Source organism: Pseudoalteromonas lipolytica, assembly GCF_900116435.1.
GTDB classification, from domain to species: domain Bacteria; phylum Pseudomonadota; class Gammaproteobacteria; order Enterobacterales; family Alteromonadaceae; genus Pseudoalteromonas; species Pseudoalteromonas lipolytica.
The window spans coordinates 1-26,353 of sequence record NZ_FPAZ01000021.1 but is presented as its reverse complement, the minus strand read 5'-3'; the positions used below and the strand labels follow the sequence as shown (position 1 = coordinate 26,353).

General features: G+C 41.0%; 29 protein-coding genes. 21 read left to right on the top strand and 8 right to left on the bottom strand.

Translation table 11 applies throughout. The annotated features are described in order from the left end of the window. The first annotated feature begins 108 nt into the window (after nucleotides 1–108). Nucleotides 109–789 carry a DUF3334 family protein gene (locus tag BM378_RS18115; protein ID WP_036969376.1) on the top strand — a complete coding sequence of 227 codons (681 nt, stop codon included), beginning with the start codon at nucleotides 109–111 and terminating at the stop codon, nucleotides 787–789. A gap of 126 nt (nucleotides 790–915) precedes the next feature. On the opposite strand, the gene BM378_RS18110 is transcribed toward BM378_RS18115, so the two are convergent. Further along, nucleotides 916–1,308: a hypothetical protein gene (locus tag BM378_RS18110; protein WP_074989723.1), complete on the bottom strand. Its 393-nt coding sequence runs from the start codon at nucleotides 1,306–1,308 to the stop codon at nucleotides 916–918. Further along, entirely contained in the window at nucleotides 1,298–1,783 is a 486-nt protein-coding gene (locus BM378_RS18105) for a hypothetical protein (protein ID WP_074989722.1), read from the bottom strand. Before BM378_RS18105 ends, BM378_RS18110 begins: the two co-directional genes overlap by 11 nt. 1,271 nt (nucleotides 1,784–3,054) lie before the next feature. Between BM378_RS18105 and BM378_RS18100 the strand changes: the two genes are divergently transcribed. Further along, nucleotides 3,055–4,071 (top strand): DUF5924 family protein, encoded by a 1,017-nt coding sequence (locus tag BM378_RS18100; RefSeq protein ID WP_074989721.1) that lies wholly within the window; start codon nucleotides 3,055–3,057, stop codon nucleotides 4,069–4,071. A 572-nt stretch (nucleotides 4,072–4,643) separates the two neighbouring features. On the opposite strand, the gene BM378_RS18090 is transcribed toward BM378_RS18100, so the two are convergent. Both BM378_RS18090 and BM378_RS18085 read right to left on the bottom strand, forming a co-directional pair. Further along, a complete protein-coding gene (locus tag BM378_RS18090; protein ID WP_074989719.1) occupies nucleotides 4,644–5,138 on the bottom strand; it encodes a M48 metallopeptidase family protein in 495 nt (164 codons plus the stop codon). A gap of 13 nt (nucleotides 5,139–5,151) precedes the next feature. Further along, nucleotides 5,152–6,000, bottom strand: coding sequence for a DUF72 domain-containing protein (locus tag BM378_RS18085; protein WP_074989718.1), 849 nt, complete (start codon nucleotides 5,998–6,000; stop codon nucleotides 5,152–5,154). Nucleotides 6,001–6,227: 227 nt separating this feature from the next. Between BM378_RS18085 and aspS the strand changes: the two genes are divergently transcribed. From aspS to BM378_RS18060, 5 genes are all read left to right on the top strand, one after another. Further along, on the top strand, nucleotides 6,228–7,997 hold the full coding sequence (gene aspS, locus BM378_RS18080; RefSeq protein WP_036969365.1) for an aspartate--tRNA ligase: 1,770 nt from the start codon (nucleotides 6,228–6,230) through the stop codon (nucleotides 7,995–7,997). Between the two features lie 107 nt (nucleotides 7,998–8,104). Then, entirely contained in the window at nucleotides 8,105–8,311 is a 207-nt protein-coding gene (locus tag BM378_RS18075; protein WP_036969362.1) for a hypothetical protein, read from the top strand. Next, the gene (locus BM378_RS18070; protein WP_371915644.1) at nucleotides 8,308–8,910 is read left to right on the top strand and encodes a pentapeptide repeat-containing protein; all 603 of its coding nucleotides are present in this window, start codon (nucleotides 8,308–8,310) and stop codon (nucleotides 8,908–8,910) included. The genes BM378_RS18075 and BM378_RS18070 overlap by 4 nt, the downstream gene beginning before the upstream one ends. A 30-nt stretch (nucleotides 8,911–8,940) precedes the next feature. After that, nucleotides 8,941–9,525 (top strand): GNAT family N-acetyltransferase, encoded by a 585-nt coding sequence (locus BM378_RS18065; RefSeq protein ID WP_074989717.1) that lies wholly within the window; start codon nucleotides 8,941–8,943, stop codon nucleotides 9,523–9,525. A gap of 3 nt (nucleotides 9,526–9,528) precedes the next feature. Continuing rightward, nucleotides 9,529–10,260, top strand: a complete 732-nt coding sequence (locus BM378_RS18060; protein WP_065979351.1) for an alpha/beta fold hydrolase — start codon at nucleotides 9,529–9,531, stop codon at nucleotides 10,258–10,260. A 17-nt stretch (nucleotides 10,261–10,277) separates the two neighbouring features. On the opposite strand, the gene BM378_RS20310 is transcribed toward BM378_RS18060, so the two are convergent. Together BM378_RS20310 and BM378_RS20305 are read right to left on the bottom strand one after the other, a co-directional pair. Continuing rightward, nucleotides 10,278–10,589: a hypothetical protein gene (locus BM378_RS20310; RefSeq protein ID WP_083422937.1), complete on the bottom strand. Its 312-nt coding sequence runs from the start codon at nucleotides 10,587–10,589 to the stop codon at nucleotides 10,278–10,280. A 17-nt stretch (nucleotides 10,590–10,606) separates the two neighbouring features. Continuing rightward, nucleotides 10,607–11,164, bottom strand: coding sequence for an MBL fold metallo-hydrolase (locus BM378_RS20305; protein ID WP_083422936.1), 558 nt, complete (start codon nucleotides 11,162–11,164; stop codon nucleotides 10,607–10,609). Between the two features lie 236 nt (nucleotides 11,165–11,400). On the opposite strand from BM378_RS20305, the gene BM378_RS18050 reads away from it, so the two are divergent. After that, on the top strand, nucleotides 11,401–12,243 hold the full coding sequence (locus BM378_RS18050) for an isopenicillin N synthase family dioxygenase (protein ID WP_074989716.1): 843 nt from the start codon (nucleotides 11,401–11,403) through the stop codon (nucleotides 12,241–12,243). A gap of 161 nt (nucleotides 12,244–12,404) precedes the next feature. Continuing rightward, complete coding sequence (locus tag BM378_RS18045; RefSeq protein ID WP_036969351.1) at nucleotides 12,405–13,811, top strand: DEAD/DEAH box helicase; 1,407 nt, start codon at nucleotides 12,405–12,407, stop codon at nucleotides 13,809–13,811. Between the two features lie 62 nt (nucleotides 13,812–13,873). Here BM378_RS18045 and BM378_RS18040 read toward each other — a convergent pair whose 3' ends face one another. After that, on the bottom strand, nucleotides 13,874–14,620 hold the full coding sequence (locus BM378_RS18040; protein ID WP_074989715.1) for a DUF3307 domain-containing protein: 747 nt from the start codon (nucleotides 14,618–14,620) through the stop codon (nucleotides 13,874–13,876). Continuing rightward, nucleotides 14,617–15,234, bottom strand: coding sequence for a hypothetical protein (locus BM378_RS18035; protein WP_074989714.1), 618 nt, complete (start codon nucleotides 15,232–15,234; stop codon nucleotides 14,617–14,619). The genes BM378_RS18040 and BM378_RS18035 overlap by 4 nt, the downstream gene beginning before the upstream one ends. 156 nt (nucleotides 15,235–15,390) lie before the next feature. On the opposite strand from BM378_RS18035, the gene BM378_RS18030 reads away from it, so the two are divergent. The 12 genes from BM378_RS18030 to BM378_RS17975 all read left to right on the top strand — a co-directional run. Continuing rightward, nucleotides 15,391–15,885, top strand: a complete 495-nt coding sequence (locus BM378_RS18030; RefSeq protein WP_081759726.1) for a LabA-like NYN domain-containing protein — start codon at nucleotides 15,391–15,393, stop codon at nucleotides 15,883–15,885. A 373-nt stretch (nucleotides 15,886–16,258) separates the two neighbouring features. Then, nucleotides 16,259–17,173 carry an N-acetylglucosamine kinase gene (nagK, locus tag BM378_RS18025; RefSeq protein ID WP_036969344.1) on the top strand — a complete coding sequence of 305 codons (915 nt, stop codon included), beginning with the start codon at nucleotides 16,259–16,261 and terminating at the stop codon, nucleotides 17,171–17,173. Next, complete coding sequence (nagA, locus tag BM378_RS18020) at nucleotides 17,173–18,285, top strand: N-acetylglucosamine-6-phosphate deacetylase (RefSeq protein ID WP_036969341.1); 1,113 nt, start codon at nucleotides 17,173–17,175, stop codon at nucleotides 18,283–18,285. The genes nagK and nagA overlap by 1 nt, the downstream gene beginning before the upstream one ends. A 64-nt stretch (nucleotides 18,286–18,349) precedes the next feature. Beyond that, nucleotides 18,350–19,480, top strand: a complete 1,131-nt coding sequence (nagX, locus tag BM378_RS18015; protein ID WP_065979347.1) for a transmembrane glucosamine N-acetyltransferase NagX — start codon at nucleotides 18,350–18,352, stop codon at nucleotides 19,478–19,480. A gap of 215 nt (nucleotides 19,481–19,695) precedes the next feature. Beyond that, nucleotides 19,696–20,490: a glucosamine-6-phosphate deaminase gene (gene nagB, locus BM378_RS18010; RefSeq protein ID WP_036969336.1), complete on the top strand. Its 795-nt coding sequence runs from the start codon at nucleotides 19,696–19,698 to the stop codon at nucleotides 20,488–20,490. Nucleotides 20,491–20,658: 168 nt separating this feature from the next. Then, the gene (nudC, locus tag BM378_RS18005; RefSeq protein WP_074989713.1) at nucleotides 20,659–21,576 is read left to right on the top strand and encodes an NAD(+) diphosphatase; all 918 of its coding nucleotides are present in this window, start codon (nucleotides 20,659–20,661) and stop codon (nucleotides 21,574–21,576) included. A gap of 17 nt (nucleotides 21,577–21,593) precedes the next feature. After that, entirely contained in the window at nucleotides 21,594–22,772 is a 1,179-nt protein-coding gene (locus tag BM378_RS18000) for a cystathionine beta-lyase (RefSeq protein WP_074989712.1), read from the top strand. Nucleotides 22,773–22,884: 112 nt separating this feature from the next. After that, complete coding sequence (locus BM378_RS17995) at nucleotides 22,885–23,703, top strand: ABC transporter permease (RefSeq protein ID WP_036969330.1); 819 nt, start codon at nucleotides 22,885–22,887, stop codon at nucleotides 23,701–23,703. Further along, nucleotides 23,700–24,608 carry an ABC transporter ATP-binding protein gene (locus BM378_RS17990; protein WP_065979344.1) on the top strand — a complete coding sequence of 303 codons (909 nt, stop codon included), beginning with the start codon at nucleotides 23,700–23,702 and terminating at the stop codon, nucleotides 24,606–24,608. Before BM378_RS17995 ends, BM378_RS17990 begins: the two co-directional genes overlap by 4 nt. A 2-nt stretch (nucleotides 24,609–24,610) precedes the next feature. Beyond that, entirely contained in the window at nucleotides 24,611–24,985 is a 375-nt protein-coding gene (locus BM378_RS17985) for a PH domain-containing protein (RefSeq protein ID WP_036969326.1), read from the top strand. Nucleotides 24,986–25,205: 220 nt separating this feature from the next. After that, on the top strand, nucleotides 25,206–25,994 hold the full coding sequence (locus BM378_RS17980; protein WP_036969325.1) for a putative porin: 789 nt from the start codon (nucleotides 25,206–25,208) through the stop codon (nucleotides 25,992–25,994). A 130-nt stretch (nucleotides 25,995–26,124) separates the two neighbouring features. Continuing rightward, on the top strand, nucleotides 26,125–26,353 hold a 229-nt coding region (locus BM378_RS17975), incomplete at its 3' end, for a transposase domain-containing protein (RefSeq protein ID WP_218158194.1).

Here is a 26,353-nt window from a genome sequence, read left to right as displayed (position 1 = left end):
TCTTTAAAAAATAATACCGCTATTTTAGCATTTTTAGCTGGATAGTCAGTGATAAATTCAGTAGCTTGGCTAGAATTATCAATAACAAGTACAAGAAAGAGAAGTTTAATGACTAAAAGCAAAGTGATCAGTACAGAAGATATCTTATCAACTCTGTGTCATTCAGTTACCGGCGTATTATCGTCAGCAAGTGGCAATAAAATTAGCTATTCGGCTATGGTACAAAAAATTACCCGTACCTGCATGCGCCCAGATATAGGTTGTTTTGTATTGTTCGATGGTGGTTTTACAGGCCTGGTGGTAACAAACTTCACGGCACAAGCGGCGATGGAAATTTACCATGATTATATGCGCAGTATGGGTATGCCAGAAGAAGAAATAGCCAATAGCCATTTATCAGACGACGTTGCCAACGTACTTGGTGAGCTGATGAACCAAATCGTGGGTGATTTTACTTCTAAAGTACGCGACCAATTGCATACGTCTATCACCCAAAACCAACCTAAAATGATGGCAATCAACAAGCAAGTACAGATTTCGGTTGATACCACTATGGATAGACCACAAGCACGCCGCGTGACATTCACTACATCGAAGCAAAATATCTTCTATCTTGAGCTTGCGATGGATAAAACTGAGTTTATCAAGCTTCATGACTTTGATATTTCAGAAGCGGTTGACCCTGATGACATCATTGAAAACGAAGCAAAACAAAAAGCTGAAAAGCAAAAAGCAGCATCACAAGCAGACGATGCCGATGATGATTTTATGGCTGAACTTGGTTTGTAACCGGGTTCGTAGGTTGGTTGAGCGTAGCGAAACCCAACGACATGAGCTGTCAGCCATCAGCTTTCAGCCGTCAGATAAAATAGAGGCGCGGTTTAGACCGCGCTTTTTAACATTCTCGGCAGAATTTCATAGTACTTTTTGTAACCATGTTTTCTCATCTATTTTTAGATAAATTGCACTGGTATTCTCTGAAGCCAATAATATCCCGTTAGGAAAAGAAGTTACTCTAAAGTTAAATTGTTCTGTCTGCATCATTGAAAAAATAGAAACATATAAATCGTTTTTTGAAGCTTGAATATCGCCCTTAGACTCTAAAATATTCAACATCATTTCAAATGCTTCATCTAGGCTCATTGATGAGTTTATAGTACTGGAAGAAATTGCTTCAGCACCTCGACACTCTGAATACAAAGTAGTGTCACCTAGTTGGATCGACTCTGAACATTGCTCTGCTTTTACGCAGCCAATAGAAAGTAATGATAAAGAAAGCAATAAAGTGAATTTTATTTTAACGTGCATAATCTACCTCTATTCTCCAACCTCTCCACTGTGAAAATATAATTTCAAGCATCCTTGGTGTTCGACTGAAATTATCTAAAATTGATTGAATGTCCCACATTGTTTTTACCTGGGTAGCAGTAGAGTATGCTGTAAATAAAAACCCAGTTGCTTTAGGCTGCGGCAATTCTGAGGCTAACTCTGCAATAATACCTGATACAGCAACTGGGCTAGTAGGATCCGCTGCATTTAAAATTTTGGGAATTATTTCGCTCGCTAAAAGCTTATTCATATCTTCAATGAGGGCTATTTTTATTAATCGAGCATATGCTTTGTTAGAGCTAATTTGATTAAACTTCGCCCTTGTAATTGAGCCTTCGTATATCATATCTGCGGCAATTGCAATTTCGACTCTACCAATTTCAGAATTGGGTGAAATTTGTAAAATCTTGTCTCTAAAATAAAGTAAGTTGTGCTTTATAAAATTATTATCCATATATCAATCCTTGATTAGATTTATTTAGTTCCTGTTATAGTAACCGTGGTAATGAGAATTTAGCAAATATAATTTCTTTAATTAATTGTGTGAATGTATTTAGTATGTGTGATTGATTTAATAATCGAATATTTATCTAGCAGTAAAAGACGATTGAAGACCAACGGTCAAAAATTTAAGCATTTACATATAAGTTGTTAATGAAGAAGTGTATTGTTATTTCAGTTTTACTTTTGATAATAGCCTAAGAACACTTTTCTTTGTATATTATATAAATATTTAAACTTCAGGAATCTCTATAAATTAATTTTACTATTTAAATCAATAATTTAATTTATCTCAGTTGTTTGCTTTTAAAAGTCTAACCTCCTAAAATGCGCCATAAGACTTAATGTTTCTGATTTTATACTCATAGACTTTAGGTGATTGAAAAACGGGTGACAATAAAGGTTTTTTGTATGTGGGTTATGGTAAATATGTAAGGTCAAGCTACCATCTTGTATATTTTCAGCATTAACCTAACAACGCTTATTGTTGTATTTTTTGTTCAGTTGTCGTTTTTTATCAAAAATATCTGCTTTTATATTGCCTGTATTTACACTAACCCATGTAACTCTGTCACCGAACATCGCTAGTTTTATTTCTTCTTGAGGTGTGCAACTAAGAGTAAGAAAATCTCGCACGTCTTGAATTATTACTAAATCTGCATCATTTGATTTGCATTTGTTTCTGATTTGCTGCCCGTATTAACGAACGAAATCGTTTGCCCAATTTAGATGAGTCATAAGCTTTTGTTTGCTCATTTTGATTGATTTCTTGCAGAAGTTCCTTTTCTGCTTCGTTGTCCGTGATTTCTTTCACTTCAACAAAAATATTTTGTTTTCGGCCCTAAACCACCTACTTCAGTAGGTGGTATCATCATTTAGGCTTTGCCTGAAAAAATACTCATATTAATTCCTTACTTGTTAGTTTTTATATAAAAATCTGGAGTTCTTTTATCACATTCAGGAATGCGTATTGAGCTAACCTCAATTTCATTAAAGAATCTAATAGTGTTTAATTCATACTTGGTCATTGTTGAAGTTATCTCGAAGATATTACAAATTAATATTGAGTTGCTAGGCTCTACTACCTGTAAAGTCTCATTTCTATTTTTACATATAAATATCAAATTAGTTTTACCACTTACTCAGCTCAAAGCTATTCTTTAAAGCCTACATTCATCCAATTTATGCTTTACTCATAAAGCCTAAAAAGGATTTGATGACTGCATGAATTACTTAAAAAACGTTATAACTAAATTTGTTTTCATGATGCAAAAGCGCCCAGGGTTAATGGCGGTGTTAGCGTTTTGCAGTGGTGTGGCAAGCTATGTATTTGTTGAGCGAAAAGAATCGTTTTCGCAACTTATCTCTATTTTGTTATTAGTCACTTGGTTGTGGTTGTTAATAGATAACTGGCTAAGAGATAAAGTAGAGGAGCGTTTTGGTGTGGCGGTGTCGCCCAACGTGGTGCGCTTTGCGCTGCAAGTTGTGCAGCAAGAAAGCCTGTTCTTTGCCTTACCATTTTTCTTAGCGGTGACAACCTGGGATCATGGTCAGGCTGCGTTTACCGCCTTAATCATTCTTTGTGCGTTCGTTTCTGTTGTTGATCCCCTCTATTACAAAAAGCTCGCAAGGCACAGTGTCTGGTTCAGTGTGTTTCATAGTTTTTCTTTGTTTGTCGTGTTGTCGGTTACCTTACCTATTCTATTAAAATTAACGACCAGTCAGAGTTTTGAAATTGCGCTGGTGACAGCGGTTATTTTAACTATCCCGAGTTTAGGAAACTTGATGCCGAATGCAAAATGGTGGCGTTTCCCGCTGTTGGTGCTATTGCTTTGCGCTTTAAGTGCCGGGCTTTGGCAATTACGAAGCTTTGTGCCGCCTGCGGCACTGCGTTTAACCGATATGAGCGTGTCGTATCAGCTTGATGAACAAGCCCGTAAACCAATAGAGCCTATCCAAAAGTTAACCGAGTATGATTTACATCAAAAAGGTCTATACAGCTTTAGCGCAGTTAAAGCCCCGAGAGGTTTAAACGAAAAAGTCTTCCATGTTTGGGTGCATAATCGTAAAGAAGTTGAACGCATAGCCCTGGATATTTCCGGCGGTCGTAAAGAAGGCTATAGAGCATGGAGCCACAAAACGAATTTCCCTGCTAATCCCGCAGGAAAATGGGTCGTTAAAGTGGTTACCGAATCAGGGCAGCTGATAGGTCAGAGAAGGTTTGAGGTAACTGAAGTTTAGCTGTCAGCTTTCAGTTTTGAGCCGAAATGAGAGGGGGCAATTTTGCTTGAACGTTTATGAGGAACATATTGCTATGAACCAATAACTTAATTATTGTAAATATTAAGTTTAAAATTTTTGGTAAGAAAAGCATGACTAGATATTTTCAGTTTACTGTGCTGGTTACAGCAGTTTTATACTCGACGTTTTTTCTTACCGTATATTTGGCAATATATTTACTCTGAAGACATTTCTTACTTATTATCTGCTGCAGGAACAGGTGGAATTATCGATCCTCAAAGCTCGTTTCCATATATTTACTCAATGGTATATGTATTAAGTCTACTTGGTCTTTATTTATACAAAAAATTAGCAAAGTGGTTATTTTGTTCACTGACTGCCTTTAACTTTCTTGTTAGCCCTTACATTCTTGGGCTGTATGTCACAATGTATTTTGATGCATCTATTGGTTATTTACTTACTCTTTGCGAAGGTGCATTGATTTTAATGCTCTTTAGTGATGATGTTATAAAAAAGCTTAAGTAAACAGTCTATTTTTGGTACTAGATCTCATATTATTTTTACTTATAGCATTAATAAGGGTTTTTCCCTTCACCTACCAACACACTGAATATTCTTAAATCAAGCTCGAGTTGATGGTATTGCGGCTCCATGTGGCAACAGAGTTGATAAAACGCTTTGTTGTGGTCCTTTTCTTTAAAATGTGCAAGTTCGTGAACAACCAATGCTTTTAATAACGGCTCTGGTGCGCATAGTAAGTCGCTGTTAATGGCTAGGTCGTGCTTACGCGTTTTGCCTTGCATACGAAAAGTATGCGTACCTAACGCATTGGTGACCATATCGCCTTGTTTTTTAAACGCGGCACGACCAAAAGGCAGGGCGTTTTTAAGGTAACGTTTTTTAAGCTCGGTTGCATAATTGTATAAGGCTTTATCATTGGTGATGTTATGCGCGTCAGGGTATTTACCTTTTAAATACTGTGCGGCTTTGTCATTACTAAAAAGCTGTAATACTTGGTCAACGATATGGGGCGGGTAACCTTGAAAATAACGGCTGTAGTCTTTCATATGCACTCTGAAATTAAAATAAACTGCTTTGGCTGGCTTCTCGCTCACCTGCAAAAGGCGCGAGCACCGGGTGATTATAACCTAAATCTTGGCAAAATTGCCTCGCCAATAGTGGCGATTCGCGGTTATCGGCGGTATGAAAAAACACATATGGTGATTTACCTTCTTCAAGCCATTGTTTTATTTTTTTAAGCCAAGGTTGGTAATACGATTTGTATTCATGGTTAAGGCTTGCAATCACAAAGCGCAGCATCGGATTACTGCCCGTTGCTATAGCATGGACAGGTAAATAAGGCTTTTTCTGTTGCGCATCAATCAATGCATCTGTTTCTGCGGGCACTGCAAATAAAGCCCGTGTATCCATACTTATGCGATTAATGTTGTTTTCAATTAGTAGCTGATTAAGGCGAATTTCAGCATCACCTTTTTGAAAAAACGCGGGGTGGCGTACTTCAACACCATAATTGAGGTGTTTGGGTAACTGGGTAATAAAATTAGTCAGCAGGGGCAGAGCATTAGGGCCAAAGGCACTTGGTAACTGCAACATAATTTGCCCAGTTTTGGCAAAAATAGGTTCAAACAGGGTCAGCCATGCATTTAGCTCATTGTTTATATTGGTGAGCTGTAATTCGTGACTAAAACGCCGGTGAAACTTAAAAGTAAATTTAAAGTCTTCGGGTACAGCATCGCACCAGCGTAATAGTGATTCGTGACTTGGGTCAGCATAAAAGCTGGTATTGCCCTCAACCGAGTTGAAGGTGTGCGCATACTCGTTGAGCATGTCGGCACTTTTACAGTGACTAGAAAGTAAACTTCCTTTCCATGCGGTGCTAGACCACTGTGGACAACCTAAGTACAGCATTAAATCAACCAATAAATTTAAACTGCGCGTAGTGTAACAAAAGAAATGAATGCTCAGAAGTCAGTGCGCATATTTAGGCTTCTTGGCGCACTGCTGGCACTCGCATTTTGAGATGGTTTGGGTATAATGCTCAGCCTTAAATGATTACTTTGTATAGTGGCTTTTGCTCTCAAAATAGCGAACTCTTAAGAGCAGGCGGCTATAAGTCTTTAACTGACAGGAATACTATGCGCTCTATATATTGCGGACAGCTAAATAAATCTCACGTAGATCAAGAAGTTGAACTATGTGGTTGGATCAATAAACGCCGTGACCTTGGTGGACTTATTTTCGTCGATTTGCGTGACAGAGAAGGGCTCGTTCAAGTGGTTTTTGATCCTGAAGTAGAAGGATTAATGGACACTGCGAATAAACTACGCCAAGAGTTTTGTGTGCAGTTAAAAGGTGTTGTTCGCGCACGCCCTGAAAGCCAAGTAAATAAAGACATGGCAACAGGTGAAGTTGAAATTTTAGGCACAAGCTTAACTATCATCAACCGTTCAGAGCCATTACCTCTTGATTTTAATCAGCAAAACTCTGAAGAGCGCCGTTTAAAATACCGTTACCTAGATTTACGTCGTCTTGAAATGAGTGACCGTATTAAACTACGTGCAAAAGCGAGCAGCTTTGTGCGTCGTTTCTTAGATGACAATGGTTTCTTAGATATCGAAACACCCGTACTTACAAAAGCAACACCAGAAGGTGCGCGTGACTACTTAGTACCAAGCCGTGTGCACAAAGGCAGCTTTTATGCATTGCCTCAGTCGCCACAGTTATTTAAACAATTACTAATGATGTCGGGTTTTGACCGTTACTATCAAATTGTTAAATGTTTCCGTGACGAAGATTTACGTGCTGACCGTCAGCCAGAATTCACACAAATCGATTTAGAAACGTCATTCATGAGCTCTAATGAAGTTCGTGCGATGACAGAAAAAATGATCCGTGAAATGTGGCAATCACTGCTTGACGTTGATTTAGGTGACTTCCCTGTCATGCCTTACAGCGAAGCAATGCGTTTATACGGTTCAGATAAGCCAGATTTACGTAACCCAATGCAACTTGTTGATGTTGCTGACTTAGTCAAAGACGTTGAATTTAAAGTTTTCTCAGGCCCTGCAAACGACGAAAAAGGCCGTGTTGCCGTGTTAACTGTACCAGGCGGTGCAGAGCTTTCTCGCAAGCAGATTGACGACTACACGAAATTCATCGGTATTTATGGGGCGAAAGGCCTTGCATGGATGAAGGTTAACGACCGTGCTGCGGGCGTTGAAGGTGTACAATCACCAATCGCTAAATTCTTAAATGAAGACGTGATTAACCAATTACTTGAGCGTACTAATGCGCAATCGGGCGATATCATTCTATTTGGTGCAGACAAACGCAACGTGGTTAACGAAGCAATGGGTGCGCTACGTCTTAAGATTGGTGTTGATTTAGGTATTACAAACCTTGATAGCTGGAAACCGCTATGGGTTGTTGACTTCCCAATGTTCGAAGAAGACGACGAAGGTACATTACATGCGGTTCACCACCCATTCACGGCTCCAAAAGAAATTTCGCCAGCAGAGCTTGAGGCAAACCCTGCCGCAGCAATCTCTGATGCATACGACATGGTATTGAATGGCTATGAAGTAGGTGGTGGCTCAGTACGTATTCACAACGCCGACATGCAAGAAACAGCGTTTAGAATTTTAGGTATTGATGCGCAAGAGCAACAAGACAAGTTCGGTTTCTTACTTGACGCCCTAAAATACGGTACACCACCGCATGCAGGTCTTGCGTTTGGTCTTGACCGCTTAGTTATGCTGTTATGCGGTACTGATAACATTCGTGACGTAATTGCATTCCCTAAAACAACGCAAGCATCATGTTTATTAACAGATGCACCAAGCAAAGCCAATGCGGATTCGTTAACAGAGCTTGCGATTAATGTGGTTGCAAAAGACGCTGAGTAATTCTTAATAAACTGAATTATAAGCTTTAATGAAAGCCCTAAGGTGTACCCCTTAGGGCTTTTTTGTGTTTAAATTAATTTTTATATGGTGTATTTCAAGGAGTGGGTATGAATATAAACGCCAGCTTTATTAATTACTTAATGCTTATTTTAGTTCCGTTTTTTGCTGTAATGAGTTATTACCTCGGTAAACGTAAAACGACAACCCCTATCATTGTCGCTATTATCGGTGGTTTGTTAGGTTTAATGCCTTTATTTGGTCTGGTATTTATTGCTGTACTGGCGCTTAAAAAAGATATTGAGACGAGCGCGTGATCACAAGCCATTCGCTTTATTTTGAACACACCTTTGAACACACCTTTGAAGTAAACCTAGCAGGGCAAACATTTTCGCATTGCGAATTTGAGCAATGCGAATTTATCGATTGCGACTTTAGCCACAGCCAGTTTGAAAACTGTCGGTTTATAGAATGCGAGTTTAAAAACTGTAATTTAGCGGCGCTTGGGCTCAAGTATACCTCACTTGAAGAGGTGAGCTTTAAAGCGTGTAAATTAACCAGTGTACGCTTTACAGATGTTGATTGGCCGCTGCTTGCCACCCGTGCCCCTGTGAGTTTTATTGGCTGTGAACTTAGCCATAGCAGCTTTTTTGAACTCAGTTTAAAGGCCTTAAAAATGCGCAGCTGTTTTGCCAAAGATGTTGATTTTAGGCATGCGGATTTATCATCTGCTGATTTTACTGATACTGATTTTCGTGACAGCGTGTTTCAACAAACGAATCTCAGTAAAGCTAATTTTATTGGCGCCAGCCATTTTGCTATTGATATAACCGCTAATAATATAAGTAAAGCTAAATTCGAGCGTTATGCAGCTTTGGACTTACTCGCCGGGCTCGATATAGAGCTGGTGGATTAAGTACCATTACTAATAGGATTAAGGAAAGCCATGAATTTAAGTCCCACCTCCTTGGAAGGAAAATTTATTAAATTAGTGCCATTAACACCAGCGCATCGTGATGCACTTGTAAATGCAGCCGCAGATGGTGAGTTGTGGAAATTATGGTTTACCTCTGTGCCCAATGAAGAGCGAGTTGATGATTATTTAACCATGGCATTTGAGCAACAAGCTCAGGGCCGAGCATTACCATTTGCAGTTATAGACCAGCAAAGTGGCGAGGTTATCGGTTCAAGCCGTTTTTGTAATATTGATACTAAAAACCGCCGTTTAGAAATTGGTTATACCTGGTATGCCAAGCGCTTTCAGCGCACAGCCGTCAATACCGAATGCAAAAAGTTACTGCTTAATTATGCTTTTGAAACGCTGCATGTGATTGCTGTAGAGTTTCGTACTCATTGGCATAATATGGCATCACGCAATGCTATTGCACGTTTAGGGGCTAAACAAGACGGTGTACTTCGAAACCACCAAGTAATGGCCGATGGGCATGTGCGTGACACGGTGGTGTTTTCAATTATTGATGGCGAGTGGCCGATGGTTAAACGCAGTTTAGAATATAAATTAGAGCAGTAGAAAGTGTTGACTCTAAGAAAAATAACTTTGTTATTAGCGTTTACGCTTTTTGGACAGCGAGCCATTGCTACTGAAACTGAGGTTTTGTTTGATACCCAACGATCGCGCCATATTCCAGTGACGATAACGCCTATCGATAGTAAATGCACCGCGCAGAAAAAGTGCCCCGTTGTTTTTATTGGCGCAGGTTACGGTATGGCGCATACTGATTATCAATTTGCGCAGCAGGTTTTTCATCAGCATGGCTATTTAACGGTTGAAGTTGCGCATGAATTAAACGGTGACCCAAGTTTAAATCCTGAGCCGCCTTACATGACGACGCGGATGGAAAATTGGCATCGCGGTGTAGAAACGCTGGTGTTTTTAGTGAATGAACTTAAAGGGCGTTATCCTGCGTATGATTTTAACCAGTTAACCTTGTTTGGGCATTCAAATGGCGGCGATATTGCAGCCTTGTATGCCGCTATTTACCCAGCGAAAGTGAGTAAAGTGATCACCCTTGATCATCGTCGTATGCTGATACCACGTAATAAAAACATTGCTGTGCTTACGCTACGCGGCAGTGACTACCCTGCAGATGACAACGTATTGCTCACACAGCAAGAGTTGGCTTTATACCCTGTTACACAAGTAACAATGGCAGGTTCTCGCCATAATGATATGTATGATGGTGGTCCAAAAGTACTGGTCGAGCGTATGCGCAAAGAGCTCGATGCGTTTCTATCACGCTATTAATTATTTTTGATATTCAGTTAAAACTGGGCATCAATATCGCTGCGGAAATTAAAATAGCCCATCTCAACGAGGTTGTTATACACACCTTCTATATTTAGTGGCAGCCATTGTTGATACATTTTTAAATGGCTGTATTTCTCTAAAGTAATTTCTTTTTGTAAGGTTGAGAGTTTTTTGCCTGCTAACATGCCATCGCGAACGGCTGCATGTAAGTCTTCAATATAGTGTAAGTACGACACCACATCATCGCGGTTGCCAGTATCAGCGTGCCCACCTATAAACACAGCAAAAGGTGGCTCATTAAGAATGGCCTTTGTGGAAGAGAGCATTCCGTTAATATCGTACCCTATGAGGTTTTATAAGGCATGCGGCCAAGTACAATCCAATCAACAACGTAAAGTACATTAGCTGGCATAAAACGCATACTGACATTACCTCGGCCATTATTTGGCCCGTAGTAATTGAGCACAACGTAACTCTCACCTAGGTTCAACGTTAATGTATCGCTAAATGTCAGATCAGGCAGGGCTGTCGGCACTTTATTCAATCTTAGGTCGTCAGCGGCAAACTTATGAGAAACGACGGTGGTGTTTTTATCAATGAGTTCATTACCGCCCATGGCATGGTCAACATGGCTATGGCTGTACACCATGTATTTAATGTCGGCGTTAAACGTTTTCTTTATATAACTTTTTAAATATTTTGCGGCATCACTATTGAGTGGGTCAGTCACTAATGCAACCTTATCAACGATCATAAAGGCGCTGTGGTAATGGCCGGCACTAAAGCGGTATATATTGTCTTTAATATTTTCAACCTTATAGCTTGTCTGTTCTACTGCAAAGGTATATTGACCGAGTAGCATTAGTAAGCTGAAAAGTACAAGGTGAAGCCTGGCGAACATAAACAATCCTTTTACGTTGAAACGTATCTAAATAAGCACATTAAAGTGCGTTCTAGCGTGTGTATTATAGTCGATAAAGTTTAGTTGATCTGTGTCAAATTTCAGGAACTCAGCCTGTAGGGGAGGACATAAGTCCTTATATTTTTAACTGCGTTTCTCTATCCTCGCGAAGCGCTATAATGAAGAAATGCTATGCTTAGCACAGACTTCTAGAACCTTATTCACTGGAAAAGACAATGCAACATTTACCTACCGTTGATTATAAAGCGAGCGATGCGGCCGCTCAATTTGTTGAGTCACTAAGAAACACAGGTTTCGGTGTATTAAAAAATCACCCAATTCCTCAGTCATTAGTTGAATCAATCTATAAAAATTGGCAAGAATTCTTTAATTCTGAGCAAAAGCATGCGTTTTTATTCTCAAAAGAAACACAAGATGGTTATTTCCCGCCGTCTGTGTCTGAAGTTGCAAAAGGCTTTACCGTAAAAGATATTAAAGAGTACTACCACGTTTATCCTAAAGGCCGAGTGCCCGCACAATTAGAAGAAGAAATTCGTGAGTACTATCGCTTAGCCAATGAGTTTGCAGCCACACTTTTAAGCTGGGTTCAAGCTGAAGCACCAGAAGACGTGCGTGCTAAGTTTTCTATCGATCTTAAAGATATGATTGCAGACTCTGAGCAAACACTTCTACGTATTTTACATTACCCCCCCATGACGGGTGATGAAGAGCCGGGTGCGATTCGCGCCGCTGCACATGGCGATATTAACTTATTAACTGTTTTACCAGCAGCCAACGAACCAGGTTTGCAAGTACAAACAACAGATGGCGGTTGGTTAGATGTTCCGTGTGATTTTGGTAACCTGATCATCAATATTGGTGACATGTTACAAGAAGCGTCGGGCGGTTACTTCCCATCGACTATTCACCGTGTGATCAACCCAACGGGTAAAGCGTCAACGAAATCACGCATTTCGTTACCGTTATTCCTTCACCCGCGTCCAGATGTTATTTTGTCTGAGCGCTATACTGCCGATAGTTATTTACAAGAACGTTTACGTGAGCTAGGCGTTAAGTAAAAGCAAACGACTAGAAAGAAGCGGCTCAGGCCGCTTTTTTCGTCTTTACTACACATACCAATAAATCGCCGTTATAAAATAATTCCATGCATTATTGGCTATCATAGGTATAATGCGCGCACTTCGGCAATTCAGCTGACTTTTTGAATTTGAGAGACACTATGAGTTTTGATGGCTTAGGATTATCACAGTCTTTAGTTAATGCAGTTTTAGAAAAAGGCTATGAAACACCTACGCCTATTCAAACACAAGCGATCCCTGCGATTATAGCGGGTAGAGACGTGATGGCCGCGGCGCAAACCGGTACAGGCAAAACAGCAGGTTTTACTTTACCGTTAATCGAGCGTTTAGCCAAAGGCAAAAAGGCAAGTGGAAATCGCGTGCGCGCGCTTGTGCTTGCACCTACACGTGAGCTTGCATTACAAGTGAGCGAAAACGTAGAAGAATATGCTAAGCATTCTAATATTAGTTCGTTTGTGGTGTATGGTGGCGTTAAAATTAACCCGCAAATGATGCGCCTTCGTAAAGGTGTTGATATTTTAGTTGCAACACCGGGACGCTTACTGGATTTACATAATCAGAATGCGCTCCAGTTTGATACCTTAGAAGTGTTAGTGCTTGATGAAGCCGACCGTATGCTTGATATGGGCTTTATTCACGATATTAAACGTATCATTGCGAAGTTACCTACGCAGCGTCAAAATTTGATGTTTTCAGCGACGTTCTCTGATGAAATACGTGCCTTAGCAAAGGGACTTATTAACGACCCAGTCGAGATTTCTGTAGCAGCTAAAAACACCACCGCAAAATCTGTGTCACAATCGGTTTACGCGGTTGATAAGTCAAGAAAAACAGCCCTACTGAGCCATTTGATTCGTACCAACAATTGGCAACAGGTATTAGTTTTTAGCCGTACCAAACATGGTGCTAACCGTTTGGTTAAACAGTTAGAGCGTGATGACATTGTGGGCGCGGCTATTCATGGTAATAAATCGCAAGGTGCGCGTGTTAAAGCGCTTGAAGGTTTTAAAAATGGCGAAGTACGCGTATTAGTTGCCACAGATATCGTAGCCCGAGGGCTTGATATTGTTGAGCTGCCACACGTTATCAATTACGACTTGCCGAATGTGTACGAAGATTATGTACACCGTATTGGTCGAACTGGTCGTGCAGGTGCTTCTGGGCATGCTATTTCGTTTGTGACAGCCGAGGATGCCATTGATCTATACGGTATTGAACGTTTTATTGGTGAATTGATCCCGCGCGCGACTGAAGCGGGGTTTGAACCAAGCAATCCCGTGCCTGAAAGAGAGCTTGATGCACGCCCAATTAAACCTAAAAAGCCGAAAAAAGCCAAACAGCCGTTTTCTAAGCCGAAGTCGGATAGTAAAAAACCAAATAGCAATGGCAGTGGCATAGGTCCACGCCGTGGTGGTTCGGGAAAAAAATCTAATGCCACTAAAGGAAGTGACGAGCAAACACAAAGCCCATGGGCTAAGCGTCAGTCTGTAGGGGGGAATGCTCAACGCAAACGTCGCCCTAAAAACGGTGGCTCAAATAACAGCTAATTTATCGGTTGATTAATAAAAAGCGCGCCTATTTTGGCGCGTTTTTTTATGGGTCTGCAAAGTCACACTGCTTTGAGGTAATTAACCGCTAAGCCAATGAATAAAGTCATGCTGACACTGAGTAAGGTACCGAGCATAACGTATTCAGTCAGTTTTTTATCTTTACTGGCACTTAAATCACCAAAGCGGAATACGGATTTTGCTGCAAGTAAAAAGCCAACGCCTGCAAATTGGTCCAGTAAGATAAATGTTAGCATTAATACGCGCTCAAGCATGCCGATACTTTGTCCTGCGGCTGGTAAACTGCCAGTGGCGCTAAAGCCAGATGTGATGCGCTCTAACATCATGCGAATAAACACCGCTGTTGGATTTAAAACCAATAAATAGCCACACAGCACCCATAATGTTGCCGGTTGCATCAACCATTCCCAGCTATGTGTAAAAAACTCATCGTTGTCGCTTAACCATATAGCCAGTAACAACAAGATAACTAAATGTGCAAGTTGGTCGACAATAAAAGGAACCACGCCTTTACTTGAGTAAGATTTAGCAAGGTCGATTACATAGTGTGTAACCATAATTACTGCCGTGGCGATAACGACGCTTGAAAGCGCTTGCCAACCATAATTAAACTCCCAAAGTAATAGCACCAAAAATGAGCTAACACCGTGGGTGAGCACGTGTAAGTAAAGTTTACTGGCACGAAAGTGGCGTGTATTTCTGTCATGCACCCAGCTCATGGGTTGCCAGTAAAAGTCGGCAATTAAATGCGCTAAAATTAAGCTTACGATAAGTAATGAAAAACTCATGTTGTCATTCCTTTGAGTGTGGTTTGGCTGTACTGCATAAAACGTTCAATTAATTGGTAGTGAGCTAAATTTAAAAGTTTTGTGACATTGGCTCGGCTTGTTGCGAGTTCTTTAGCAAGTTCGGCATGATTGTTGTGTTCTGCTGTTAAATAATAAAATAACGCATTTGCTTGTTTTTGACTCATTTTTTCAAGTAATACTTCAATTAGTTCAATATTGAGTAAAAAACCCTCGTCAAGGGGCTGATTGTCTATTTGTAAAATGAGTCGTTGATGGCCCATATTATCTAACCCCCGGCCAGATAGAGTATAGGCACTGCCTGTGGCTGTTTTTATATCAGCCCGTGGATTATCAACCTTTCCAATGGCCAGGCTTTGTCTGAGCTCATAATTAGCGGCTTTCATTTGCAAATATAAAAGTATCGCCGCACAACATACTGTATCAGGCGTCGCTAGATGCAGTTGCATAGCATCGCCGCGGTAAATGGTATAGTCAGCGTCGAACCGATTAGCAATAAAGCGTAGACTCTGATCAAGCTGATACAGCATCGCGTCGTATTCTTGCTGGGGGATTTTTTGTGACTTAATTAAATCACCACTGATCACCGCTATCATTATGGATTTCCTTTTTAAAGTAACTTAATTCGGTTACATCGCGATAAGTAACCAAATTCGGTTACTTTGTTTTATGTAACCAATTTAGGTTACTCTTTCGTAAATTTCAACCAAGATATGCTACAGTGTGATCAAACCACTAAGAATAGAATCAGTATGCAAGCAGTTGATAAGCCAAAAGTCGGCATTTTTGTTGATGTGCAGAATATTTATTATACCTGCAGAGAGAGCTATAAAAAGAATTTTGATTACAATGCCTTCTGGGCGAAAATGAGCGAACGGTATCAGATTGATTGCGCGATTGCGTATGCAATTTATCGCGGTGATGAGAAACAGTCTCAGTTTCAAAATATTCTCCGTGCGATTGGCTTTGAGGTAAAACTTAAACCTTTTATTCAACGCCGCGACGGGAGCGCAAAAGGGGATTGGGATGTTGGTATCACCATTGATATGCTTGAGCATGCAAAACAACTCGATAAAATGATTTTGCTCTCCGGCGATGGTGACTTTGCCTTATTGCTTGGCCACCTAGCACACAACTACCACATTCCTTGCGATGTGTATGGCGCTGAATACCTTACTGCCGATGTGCTTAAACACGCTGCTGCTGAGTTTCATTGTATTGATGATTCTTTGTTGCTCGGTAAGTGAAGAAAAATTATTCCATAATAAATAAAATATTTAAATAAAGTATTATTTCAGCTAAGCTAACATGAGTTACACTGATTACAAATAAAGGAAACGTGGTTTGTCAAAACCAGATTTATGCCAAAAAAGGTGTGAATGAAAGCGTTATCAGCCATCCTTGGTGGAGAATTAAAATTTCTTACCTTTAAATAAAGCTATTTAATTCAGTGGATTATGAATAAATATGAAACTAATGCTAATTTTTATAAAAAATATAATGACAACGCTGTCATTTGTTGTGTAACATTAAATCAACATGGGTCGAGATGATTTCGCATTCAGATAAGAAAAAAAGTGCGATTGAGACAAAAACTAAACGAAGGTTAGGGGTCGTTAAATGATGGCGAAGAGTGTGAGTGAGGACCAGTTGTTTATTGGTATTGATGGTGGCGGAACGAAATGTCGAGCAACTATCTACTCTGTTAAACAGGGTGTATTAGGAACCGGCCTGGGTGGTCCAGCGAATCCATTACATGGTTTGGAACGCACACTTGAATCAATCATGGTTTCCACACAGCTTGCGCTTCGAGACGCGGGATTACCCCTTGAAACGGTTCATCAACTTTATGCTGGCTTAGGATTAGCGGGTGTAAATCTTCCGAGCCTTTACGATAAAATTATGGAATGGGATCATCCATTCAAACAAATGTTCTTAACGACCGACTTACACACCGCGTGTATAGGGGCACATGAGGGCAGTGATGGCGCTGTTATTATTACAGGCACGGGCTCATGTGGTTTTTCATGCGTAAATGGTCGCACGACTAACTTTGGTGGCCACGGTTTTGCGTTAGGTGACAAAGGAAGTGGCGCATGGATGGGCTTAGAAGCAATTAAAGCCGCATTACTTAATTTAGATGGCTTAGGGCCTTCAACGAGCTTAACAAGAGTGATTACTGAACATTTTTCTGCTGAAAATGCGATGGGTATTGTTGAGCAAATGTCGGGACAGCCTTCAAGTAGTTATGCAAAACTAGCGCGCTATGTGTTTGACGCTGCTAATAATGGCGATGCGGTTGCCACTGCTATCGTTCAAGATGGTGCTGATTATGTGAGTAAATTAGCGCACCGTTTACTTGAAAATAAGCCTCCTCGGTTATCGATGATTGGTGGCCTAGCAGAGCCCCTTAATAAATGGCTTGATACTGAGATAGCAAAACGCGTAGAAGCGCCTATTCAGCCACCAGAAATGGGCGCTGTGTATTTCGCACAACAATCAGTGCTCGAACAAAATCAAGAGGTTGCTCTGTAATGGCTACTTATCATGCTACGTCATTGTTTACCGGTGACGAGTTTTTAGAAAATGTTTTTTTTAGTGTTGCAAATGGGGTGATGACATTTGTTGATGCTGTTGATAATGCGATTGAATTAGATGGCTTAGTCGCTCCGGGTTTCATTGATGTACAAGTGAATGGAGGAGGCGGTGCCTTCTTTAATGCTGAGCAAACAACAGAATGCTTAGACCGAATAGCGAAAGCACATGGTCAGTTTGGCACTACGGCACTGATGCCCACCTTGATCACCGATAAAGTTGAAGTAATGGCGATGGCGGCTGATGCAACAGCCAAAGCACTTGCTGAGGGGGTACCTGGGGTACTAGGAATACACTTTGAAGGCCCACATTTATCATTCCCTAAAAAAGGCACGCACAGTGAGCAATTCATTCGACCAATAACAGAACAAGAATTTGCGATTTATGCACGTCAAGACTTGGGTATAAAAATGGTGACCTTGGCACCTGAAAGTGTCAGTACCGACGACATTGCTCGTTTAATCGAATGTGGTGTAAAAGTATCTATTGGTCACACGAATGCTGATTTTGCGACAACGAATGCAGCACTTGCAGCGGGAGCCGATGGGTTTACACACTTATTTAATGCTATGTCAGCGTTCACTTCTCGAGAGCCTGGTGTTGTTGGTGCCGCGCTTTGGGATGATAACAGCTGGTGCGGATTGATTGTTGATGGTCACCATGTACACCCATCATCAGCCAAGTTGGCAATTCGTACCAAGCAACGTGGGAAAATCATGTTAGTCACAGACGCGATGCCACCTGTGGGTACAAATGATATGGAATTTGATTTTTTTGATGGTCGAAAAGTAATTCGAACAGGTGATCGTTTAAATTCAACGACGGGCGAGTTGGCGGGCAGTGTATTAGACATGGCAAGCGCGGTGCGAAACACCGTGAATACCTTAGATGTTAGTTTAGCGGAAACATTACGCATGGCGTCACTGTATCCTGCACAGTACCTCGGTTTAAAGAAAAAAGGCCGCTTACTAGAAGGCTATGATGCCGATTTTGTCGTACTTGATGAGCATCAATGTGTGACAGCTACTTTTATTGCTGGTAAAGCGCTGTAATTAACTTCCCTGGTAAAAACCCCCGCCGTTGTATCGCGGGGCTTTTTGTATTCGAGGTAATAACATGACAACAACACACCCTACAAAAAAACGTTTAGCCTCATTAGATGCGCTTCGTGGCATGGACATGTTTTGGATATTAGGTGGTCAGTCGATATTCGCAGCGCTATTTGTGTTAACAGGCTGGACTGGCTGGAAAGTATTTGAAGCACATACTGTGCACAGTGCCTGGCATGGCTTTACTTTTTATGACTTAATTTTCCCGTTATTTATTTTCTTATCAGGCGTTGCTATGGGGCTTGCACCGAAGCGCATTGACCACTTAAGTTGGGATGAGCGTAAAGTGTATTACCGTAAGGCAGCTAAGCGTTTGTTATTATTGTGCCTATTAGGGATTTTGTATAATCATGGTTGGGGCACAGGCATGCCTGTGGCGCTTGATGAAATCCGTTATGCCAGTGTACTTGGTCGCATTGCGATCGCGTGGTTTTTTTGTGCCATGCTAGTGTGGCACACGAGTCTGCGTACTCAAGTTATCACGGCATTGTCTATTTTAGTCGGTTATTGGGTCCTTTTGTGCTTTGTGCCAGTACCCGGTGGCAGTGCAGGGGACTTATCTGCAGCGGGGAGTTGGAATGCATGGTTTGATGCACATTTATTACCAGGCATTAGCTATCAAAACCGTGTCGTTGACCCAGAAGGCGTGCTGTCGAATGTTCCAGCGATTGTTAATGCTTTAATCGGTGTGTTTGCAGGCCAACTTATTGCCCGAGCTCAGCAAATGGGTGAATGGAAAATGTCGGTGATACTGTTTGCCTCAGGGGTTATCTGTGTGTGTTTAGGCTGGTTATGGGACTTACATTTTCCGGTAAATAAAGAATTATGGACGAGTTCGTTTGTATTGGTCACTGTTGGCTGGAGTGCGATGTTACTTGCTGTGTTTTACGCGCTGGTGGATATTCTGCCAGGCCAGCGAGCAGCGTATCCATTTGTGATCATTGGTGCTAATTCAATTATTATTTATTTGGCATCAAGTTTGGTGAATTGGGGCTATGTAAGCCAAAGTGTGTTTGGTGGAGTGATCCGCTCAACACCAGAAATATGGCAGCCTTTAATGAGTGTTATTGCATTACTGGCCGTTCAAATGCTGGTGTTACATTGGATGTACCGCCGCAAAATTTTCGTGAGTGTATGACAAAATAGCCCCATATTTTTGTCGAAAACAGTTATTTTTTATTCACTTTTACTTTACAAACTTAAATCTAAAAGTGATAATGACAGCGTTGTCATAATGGTTGTAGTCACTGTACCGTATCCTGGCAGTGGCTTGATCTAAAACCCAATTAGATTGCACGTGTGGTTGGGTTTTAGATCCCATTTTTTTCCAACTTAAAATTAGAGCTAATCGATATGCAAATAGTGATTCTTGATGATGCCGCACAAGTCGCAGCCTATGGTGCTGACATCTTTGCAAAACAATTATTAAAAAAGCCAGCGTCAGTACTTGGTCTCGCAACAGGTTCAACACCTGTTGCGCTATATCAAGAACTCATTACTAAAAATAAAGCGGGTGATATTTCCTTTAGCCAAGCGACAACATTTAATTTAGATGAATACTTAGGTTTAACAGGTGAGCATCCACAAAGTTACCGATACTTTATGAATGAGCAGCTGTTTAATCATATTGATATCGATAAAACCAATACGCATGTGCCGCCAGGGGATGCAGAGAATCCTTTGGCTGCGTGTAAAGACTACGAGCAAAAAATTGTCGATGCGGGCGGCATCGATGTGCAATTACTGGGCATTGGTCGTAACGGTCACATTGGCTTTAATGAGCCGTCGTCAGGGCTTGCATCACGCACACGTGTTAAAACACTGACTAAAGCAACGATAGATGATAACGCGCGTTTTTTTGCTGAGGGCGAATACCAGCCTCATTTATCAATTACGATGGGGATTGGCACCATTCTCGACGCTAAAAAAGTGGTGCTGCTAGCTACAGGTGAAAGTAAAGCCGATGCTGTACATGCGATGGTTGAAGGCCCATTAATGGCGAAATGCCCAGCATCAGCATTGCAGCTACACAAAGATGCAGTGATTATTATCGATAAAGCTGCCGCAAGTAAATTAGAAGATTTGGCGTTTTATCAGCACATAGAGGCTGAAAACCAAAAATTACAGGCACACCTAGCGAGCTTGTAAAATTGTGAGAGAGCATAAAAAAGCCCATTTGGGCTTTTTTTATGCCCGTTATAAATTGGGTTTATCATCAGCTTATGGTAATTTCGTAGACGAACCTTTTTAGGATACTAAAACGTAGTTTCTTTAAATGGTTAGAGTAGAAGATGTAAATTATTTCAAAGGAACGTCATGCTGAATTACTCTCAAATGCCATTGGACCGTGCATCAAATCGTCGCAAAGATCCTAAGTGGCTAAAGGCACAAATAAATTCGCAAAGCCGCTGGTTATTAGTTAATAAAAATCAAAGTTTATTCGTAAAAGATACGCCGCAAGTATGTTATTTACGCTTATCGCGAGTGGATCATTTAGACTTATCAAAAGGCATTTTGCTTGGCCTTGATGAGCAGGACATTGCTCATTTTGCATTGGATGTAAGTGACGTTCCAGAATCGGTAATAGCTCCCGTACTTGATGGTGCTGAATTTGTTGATATTCGCAAGTTAGGCCCTCAAGTTGAACTTAAACAAGGCTCTATTGCAGCCCTTGCCAGAGGTTTATGCTTTTGGCATGCAACGCATCGTTTTTGTGGTCGATGTGGTCATGAAAATAACATGGTTGAAGCGGGTCATTCACGCTTATGTGAAAATCAAACCTGCCAACATCAAACATTCCCGCGCACTGATCCTGCCGTTATTATGATTGTAACAAAAACCTTTGCTGATGGCGTTGAGCGCTGTTTACTGGGCCGCCAAGCAAGTTGGCCCGAAGGGGTTTATTCAACGCTTGCTGGATTTGTTGATCCTGGCGAAACGTTAGAACAAGCCGTTGCACGCGAAGTAATGGAAGAAGCGGGGATTGAGGTGACAGACATTCAATACATTGCCTCTCAACCGTGGCCATTTCCTTCCTCTATAATGTTTGGTTTTATGGCAACCGCCGTGTCAGAAGATATCTTAGTTGATAAAGACGAATTAGACGATGCGAGATGGTTTAGTCGTGCAGAACTTAATGAATTTGGGCAATGGCATGAACAAGGCAATCACCTTAAGCTAACGCGACAAGATTCTATTTCACGATTTTTGGTTGAGCACTGGCGCAACCTGTAAAGCAGATTGGAAAACAAATGAAAAAGATAAATAGAAATACCCAACTCGTCTCTGCAGGGCGTAAGAAAGCCTATACGCAAGGCGTTGTTAACCCGGTAGTGCAACGTGCGTCAACGGTGGTATTCGACTCAGTTGCAGAGTTAAAAGAAGCAGCAAAAAAACGGGGTGATAAAACACTTTTTTATGGCAGACGAGGAACAACAACACACTTTGCATTACAAGAAGCCATCGCTGAACTTGAAGGTGGCGAAGGCTGTGCGCTTTATCCATCAGGCGCTGCTGCGATTAGTAACGCTTTATTGTCGTTTGTAAAAACGGGTGATCATATTTTAATGGTCGACACGGCTTATGAGCCGACACGCGACTTTTGCGATAAAATACTGGCGGGCTTGGGCATAGAAACCACTTACTACCCGCCAGGCATTGGCGCGGGCATTAGTGCGCTTATAAAAGACAACACCCGCGTGCTATTTTTAGAATCGCCGGGCTCAATCACCATGGAAATTCAAGATGTGCCAGCGATGGTTGCTAAAGCAAACGAACGTGGTGTGATGACCATGCTTGATAATACGTGGGGGAACGGTTTGCATTATCGCCCACTTGAGCACGGTGTTGATATCAGTATTCAAGCTGCAACAAAGTACATTGTTGGTCACTCCGATGTAATGATGGGTGTGGCGGTTTCAAACAAAAAATATTGGCCAACATTAAGAGAAAACTCATATTTATTGGGTCAATGTACCTCAGCAGATGATGCGTATTTAGCATTGCGCGGCCTTCGTACGATGGCTGTGAGATTAAAACAACATGAGCAAGCTGCAATTGACGTTGCAACATGGCTTGAAACCCACCCATTGGTTGATCATGTACGCCATCCTGCATTCGAAACATGCCCAGGGCATGAATTCTTTAAGCGTGACTTTGATGGCAGTAATGGCTTGTTTTCATTTGTAATGAAAGCAGGTAATCAGCAAGCCATTGATGTATTTCTAGATAGCTTACAGCATTTTAAAATGGGCTTTTCATGGGGAGGATATGAAAGCCTCGTCACGGCAAACTTAACCATGAAAGGACTGCGTTCTGAAACAGGTTGGACGCAAGGCCCTGTGATACGTTTACATATAGGCCTAGAAGATGTGGCTGATTTGCTAGCCGATTTAGATCAAGCACTCGCCATTTATGAGCAGCACCTCTAACTTAAAAATATACTTTGTTACATAAGAGCCGTTTATCGGCTCTTTTTTTCTGGTAATTCAAGCTGTTTCACCTTAGTGTAAATTAAATATTAAAATTCATTAAGGATTATGAGTGACGCAGTTACATCCTAAACGCCTTGCGCAAATTGCACAATTTGAGCTTGTAAGACTCTTTTTAACCAAAAGAGGGTTACTAGCCGTTGCCGCATTTGCCATTTGTTGGTTATTAATTTTACGCTACCCCATAGCGCAATCTGTTAGCTTAATAAGTTCGCCAGATTTTGCCGATTTTGCGAGGCAAATGTTTGGTGCTATCGGAATTAGTAAACTTCTCGATTGGCCAGAATCAGAGCTTGCGGTGTATTGGCTTATTGCTTTGTTTAGTTTTCCTGGTTTTTGTTTATTTTTATGCAGTGACCAAACCGTGGGAGATAAACAACGCGGCACACTGCGCTTTTTATCCTTGAGAGCGACGCGTAGCGAAATAATTATAGGTCGCTTTTTAGGGCAGTTATTAATACTCACCGTACTTTTATTTGTGACCTTAATGGCCACTGTTTCGATGTTAGCGTACCGAGAGCCGAGCTTATTTGTATCTGGGCTTAGCCGCAGTGTTGTTTTATTACTGCATTTAGTGATCACCGTTATGCCATTTATCGCGTTAATGAGTTTTTTAAATACGTTTGCACGTTCTGCGCGATTATCCTTTGTTTTGGCTATTTTATTTTTTGCAGCAGGGAACATTATAATTGGTCTTTTAAGCTGGCAATGGCCTATTTTTGAGGTGTTAAATTATCTGTTTCCAGGTTATCAAATTGACCTTATGGCAGGGCAAAGGGCAGGGCTGATGTTAGGTGTCGGTTTACCTTTGCTGCAGACAGCTGTTTTGTTAGTTGTGGCTGAGCGTATTTTTGCAAGGAGTTCATTATGACCGTATTAATTCGTGGCGAAGGTCTATCGAAAAATTATGGCAGCAAACGCGCGCTCGATAATGTCAGTTTCGAAATTAGTAAAGGGGCACCAGTGGCATTGGTTGGGCCAAATGGAGCCGGTAAAACAACGCTATTTAGTTTGCTCTGTGGTTACATTTTACCTAGCGCAGGAAGTTTATCGGTAATGGGACATAAACCGGGCAGTGCGGCCTTGTTTGGTAAGCTCACTGCATTACCACAAGATGCTCAACTGGACCCGCGCTTTAGCATTGCCCATCAACTTAATTTTTATGGTCAATTACAAGGCTTAAGCAATGCGGTACGCAACAAAGAAACCGCACGCGTACTTGAGCTGGTTGGTTTGGCTGAGGTAGCTAAACAGCGCCCTGATGATTTATCGCATGGCATGCGCAAGCGCGTCACAATTGCGCAAGCATTAATAGGCACACCTGAAATCGTGATGCTAGATGAAGCAACCGCTGGCCTTGATCCGATTCATGCGCGTGAAGTGCGCGAGCTTGTCAGTACACTTAGCAATGAAGCGACTTTTATTTTGAGCTCGCATGATTTAACTGAACTCGAGCGTTTATGCTCTCAAGTGCTGCATTTAGACCAAGGTGTGTTAAGCGAGCATCAAGCTCGTTCAACAAGTCAGGACAACAAACATTATATCACTTTGCAACTGAGTCAATTATACGACGGTGTAGAGACCAAACTATCAAGTTTGCCAGAGGTCAACCATGTCTATATGAGTCAATCAAAAGAATATGTTATAGAGTTTGAAAAGGGCGCTGACCCATTTGATATCAATCTTCTTCATTTTTGTTATCAACAAGGTTGGCACTATCGCCAATTGGTTAATGGTCATACACTTGAAAATCAAATATTTAATAAGGAGAGCTAATCATGGGTCTATTAAGTGGGTTAATGGGGAATGCAAGCGAAGTCGATAACAGTGACTTAGAGCATTTAATTGCCAATACATTAATTGAAGGAGAAAGCGTACAAAAAGCCTACAAGGTTGTACGCGATATGTTTATCTTTACCAATAAAAGACTAATCCTTATTGATAAACAAGGTGTTACTGGTTCTAAAATGGAAATTTTGAGTATTGCTTATTCAAAAATCACCAAGTTTAGTAAGGAAAGTGCCGGTCATTTTGATTTAGATGCGGAGTTGAAAATTTGGGTTGGGTCAGATCCAACACCAATCACTAAAGACTTTAAAGCCGGAGATAACATTAATGAAGTTTATAAAATTATAAGCCAATTCTCTATATAAGGTACTGAACTGCTTGTTCTTTTCTAGAAAAAGGGGGCTTTGAACATCCGTTTAAGCCAACTTTTTCTTTACATTTACCGACACTTTATTACAATTAGTATAGTAAAAACAAGCGCTTAGTTAAGTTGTTGTTCAGTTTTCTCACGTTAGCATGTGCCCACATTAGCCAACAGGCTAGTTTTTAATAGCAATAAAACAATGTTAATAGGGAAATCTGTTTATGAAAAAGTTAGCAGTTATTATTTCAAGTATGCTTCTGTCAACTGCCGCGACTGCTGCGGATAGTTATCAATCAATTAGCCATTTAGGGTATATGGACACCGATGGCAACGACACTGTGAGTGTTGATTCAACTTACTACTTTGCTCCAAAGACGACATTAGGTCCGTATGATCAATTTGAATACATCAACAAAACAACCAACGTGTATGGTTCGTATGCTGATGATGACTTTGGTGATGTGACGGGTCTTGGCGGTGAGTACTTTGTAAAAGATTTCGTATTTGGTGCGGGCTATAACAATTATGACTATGGTTCGAGCACAGATGTATTTAACGTATCTGCGGGTTATTTCTTTAATCCGAACCTACTGTTAAAAGCGACATTTATCGACGTTGAAGACGGTGAAAATTCGGTGATGTTTGATCTTAAGTACAATCACCAGCTAAACAGCACAGATTACGTGGGCTTCACATTAACAGCGGATGATGACTTTGATTATCGCGCAGTGAATGCGAAGTACTTCATGGACCTTAAACAAGGTAATTACTTAACGGTTGAAGGGACTATCTCTGATACTGATAATGCAGGTAGTTCATGGGAGTTAGGTTCTAACTACTATTTCTCAAAAGCAACATCGGCATTTGTTACCTTTAACAAAGAAGATGATTACAGCTTTGGTGCTCAACATTATTTCAACAAAAATGTGGGCTTAAAAGTGGGTTATGCAAACAACTGGGATGACTCAGATTACGATGCATACTTCGCAAACGTTAGCCTGCAGTTCTAATCATTTATTTGATTATATGAAAAAGCCCGCATATGCGTAATGCAGATCAGTTAAGCATATTTTTATGATCACTTGACTGATCTTTTCATAGCTTCACAATCCGATATTAGAAATAGTATCGGATTTTTTTATGTCTCTAATTCAACACTTCGATGATATGTCCTCCTTTTTAGATGATGTACATACACTCGACAAACTTAAGCAGGTTCTTGACCCAGATATTCTTGAACAAGCATTTGAACATGCGGGAGTTGCCACTGTTCGCAGAAGGCGGTTACCGCTAGAAGCTATTATGTGGTCTGTAATTGGAATGAGTTTATTCCGAAACGAAACTGTGTGGGATATTGCTAACAGACTCG

Coding starts and splice junctions, on each gene's coding strand:
- BM378_RS17990 (WP_065979344.1), top strand. CDS start 23,700: ATGACCGTATTAATTCGTGGCGAAGGTCTATCGAAAAATTATGGCAGC.
- BM378_RS18000 (WP_074989712.1), top strand. CDS start 21,594: ATGAAAAAGATAAATAGAAATACCCAACTCGTCTCTGCAGGGCGTAAG.
- BM378_RS18105 (WP_074989722.1), bottom strand. CDS start 1,783: ATGGATAATAATTTTATAAAGCACAACTTACTTTATTTTAGAGACAAG.
- nagX (WP_065979347.1), top strand. CDS start 18,350: ATGACAACAACACACCCTACAAAAAAACGTTTAGCCTCATTAGATGCG.
- BM378_RS17980 (WP_036969325.1), top strand. CDS start 25,206: ATGAAAAAGTTAGCAGTTATTATTTCAAGTATGCTTCTGTCAACTGCC.
- nagK (WP_036969344.1), top strand. CDS start 16,259: ATGATGGCGAAGAGTGTGAGTGAGGACCAGTTGTTTATTGGTATTGAT.
- BM378_RS18030 (WP_081759726.1), top strand. CDS start 15,391: ATGCAAGCAGTTGATAAGCCAAAAGTCGGCATTTTTGTTGATGTGCAG.
- BM378_RS18040 (WP_074989715.1), bottom strand. CDS start 14,620: ATGAGTTTTTCATTACTTATCGTAAGCTTAATTTTAGCGCATTTAATT.
- nudC (WP_074989713.1), top strand. CDS start 20,659: ATGCTGAATTACTCTCAAATGCCATTGGACCGTGCATCAAATCGTCGC.
- BM378_RS18090 (WP_074989719.1), bottom strand. CDS start 5,138: ATGAAAGACTACAGCCGTTATTTTCAAGGTTACCCGCCCCATATCGTT.
- BM378_RS18115 (WP_036969376.1), top strand. CDS start 109: ATGACTAAAAGCAAAGTGATCAGTACAGAAGATATCTTATCAACTCTG.
- BM378_RS17985 (WP_036969326.1), top strand. CDS start 24,611: ATGGGTCTATTAAGTGGGTTAATGGGGAATGCAAGCGAAGTCGATAAC.
- BM378_RS20305 (WP_083422936.1), bottom strand. CDS start 11,164: ATGTTCGCCAGGCTTCACCTTGTACTTTTCAGCTTACTAATGCTACTC.
- BM378_RS20310 (WP_083422937.1), bottom strand. CDS start 10,589: ATGCTCTCTTCCACAAAGGCCATTCTTAATGAGCCACCTTTTGCTGTG.
- BM378_RS18085 (WP_074989718.1), bottom strand. CDS start 6,000: ATGCTGTACTTAGGTTGTCCACAGTGGTCTAGCACCGCATGGAAAGGA.
- nagA (WP_036969341.1), top strand. CDS start 17,173: ATGGCTACTTATCATGCTACGTCATTGTTTACCGGTGACGAGTTTTTA.
- BM378_RS18035 (WP_074989714.1), bottom strand. CDS start 15,234: ATGATAGCGGTGATCAGTGGTGATTTAATTAAGTCACAAAAAATCCCC.
- BM378_RS18075 (WP_036969362.1), top strand. CDS start 8,105: ATGAATATAAACGCCAGCTTTATTAATTACTTAATGCTTATTTTAGTT.
- aspS (WP_036969365.1), top strand. CDS start 6,228: ATGCGCTCTATATATTGCGGACAGCTAAATAAATCTCACGTAGATCAA.
- BM378_RS18045 (WP_036969351.1), top strand. CDS start 12,405: ATGAGTTTTGATGGCTTAGGATTATCACAGTCTTTAGTTAATGCAGTT.
- BM378_RS18050 (WP_074989716.1), top strand. CDS start 11,401: ATGCAACATTTACCTACCGTTGATTATAAAGCGAGCGATGCGGCCGCT.
- BM378_RS18100 (WP_074989721.1), top strand. CDS start 3,055: ATGAATTACTTAAAAAACGTTATAACTAAATTTGTTTTCATGATGCAA.
- BM378_RS18065 (WP_074989717.1), top strand. CDS start 8,941: ATGAATTTAAGTCCCACCTCCTTGGAAGGAAAATTTATTAAATTAGTG.
- nagB (WP_036969336.1), top strand. CDS start 19,696: ATGCAAATAGTGATTCTTGATGATGCCGCACAAGTCGCAGCCTATGGT.
- BM378_RS18110 (WP_074989723.1), bottom strand. CDS start 1,308: ATGCACGTTAAAATAAAATTCACTTTATTGCTTTCTTTATCATTACTT.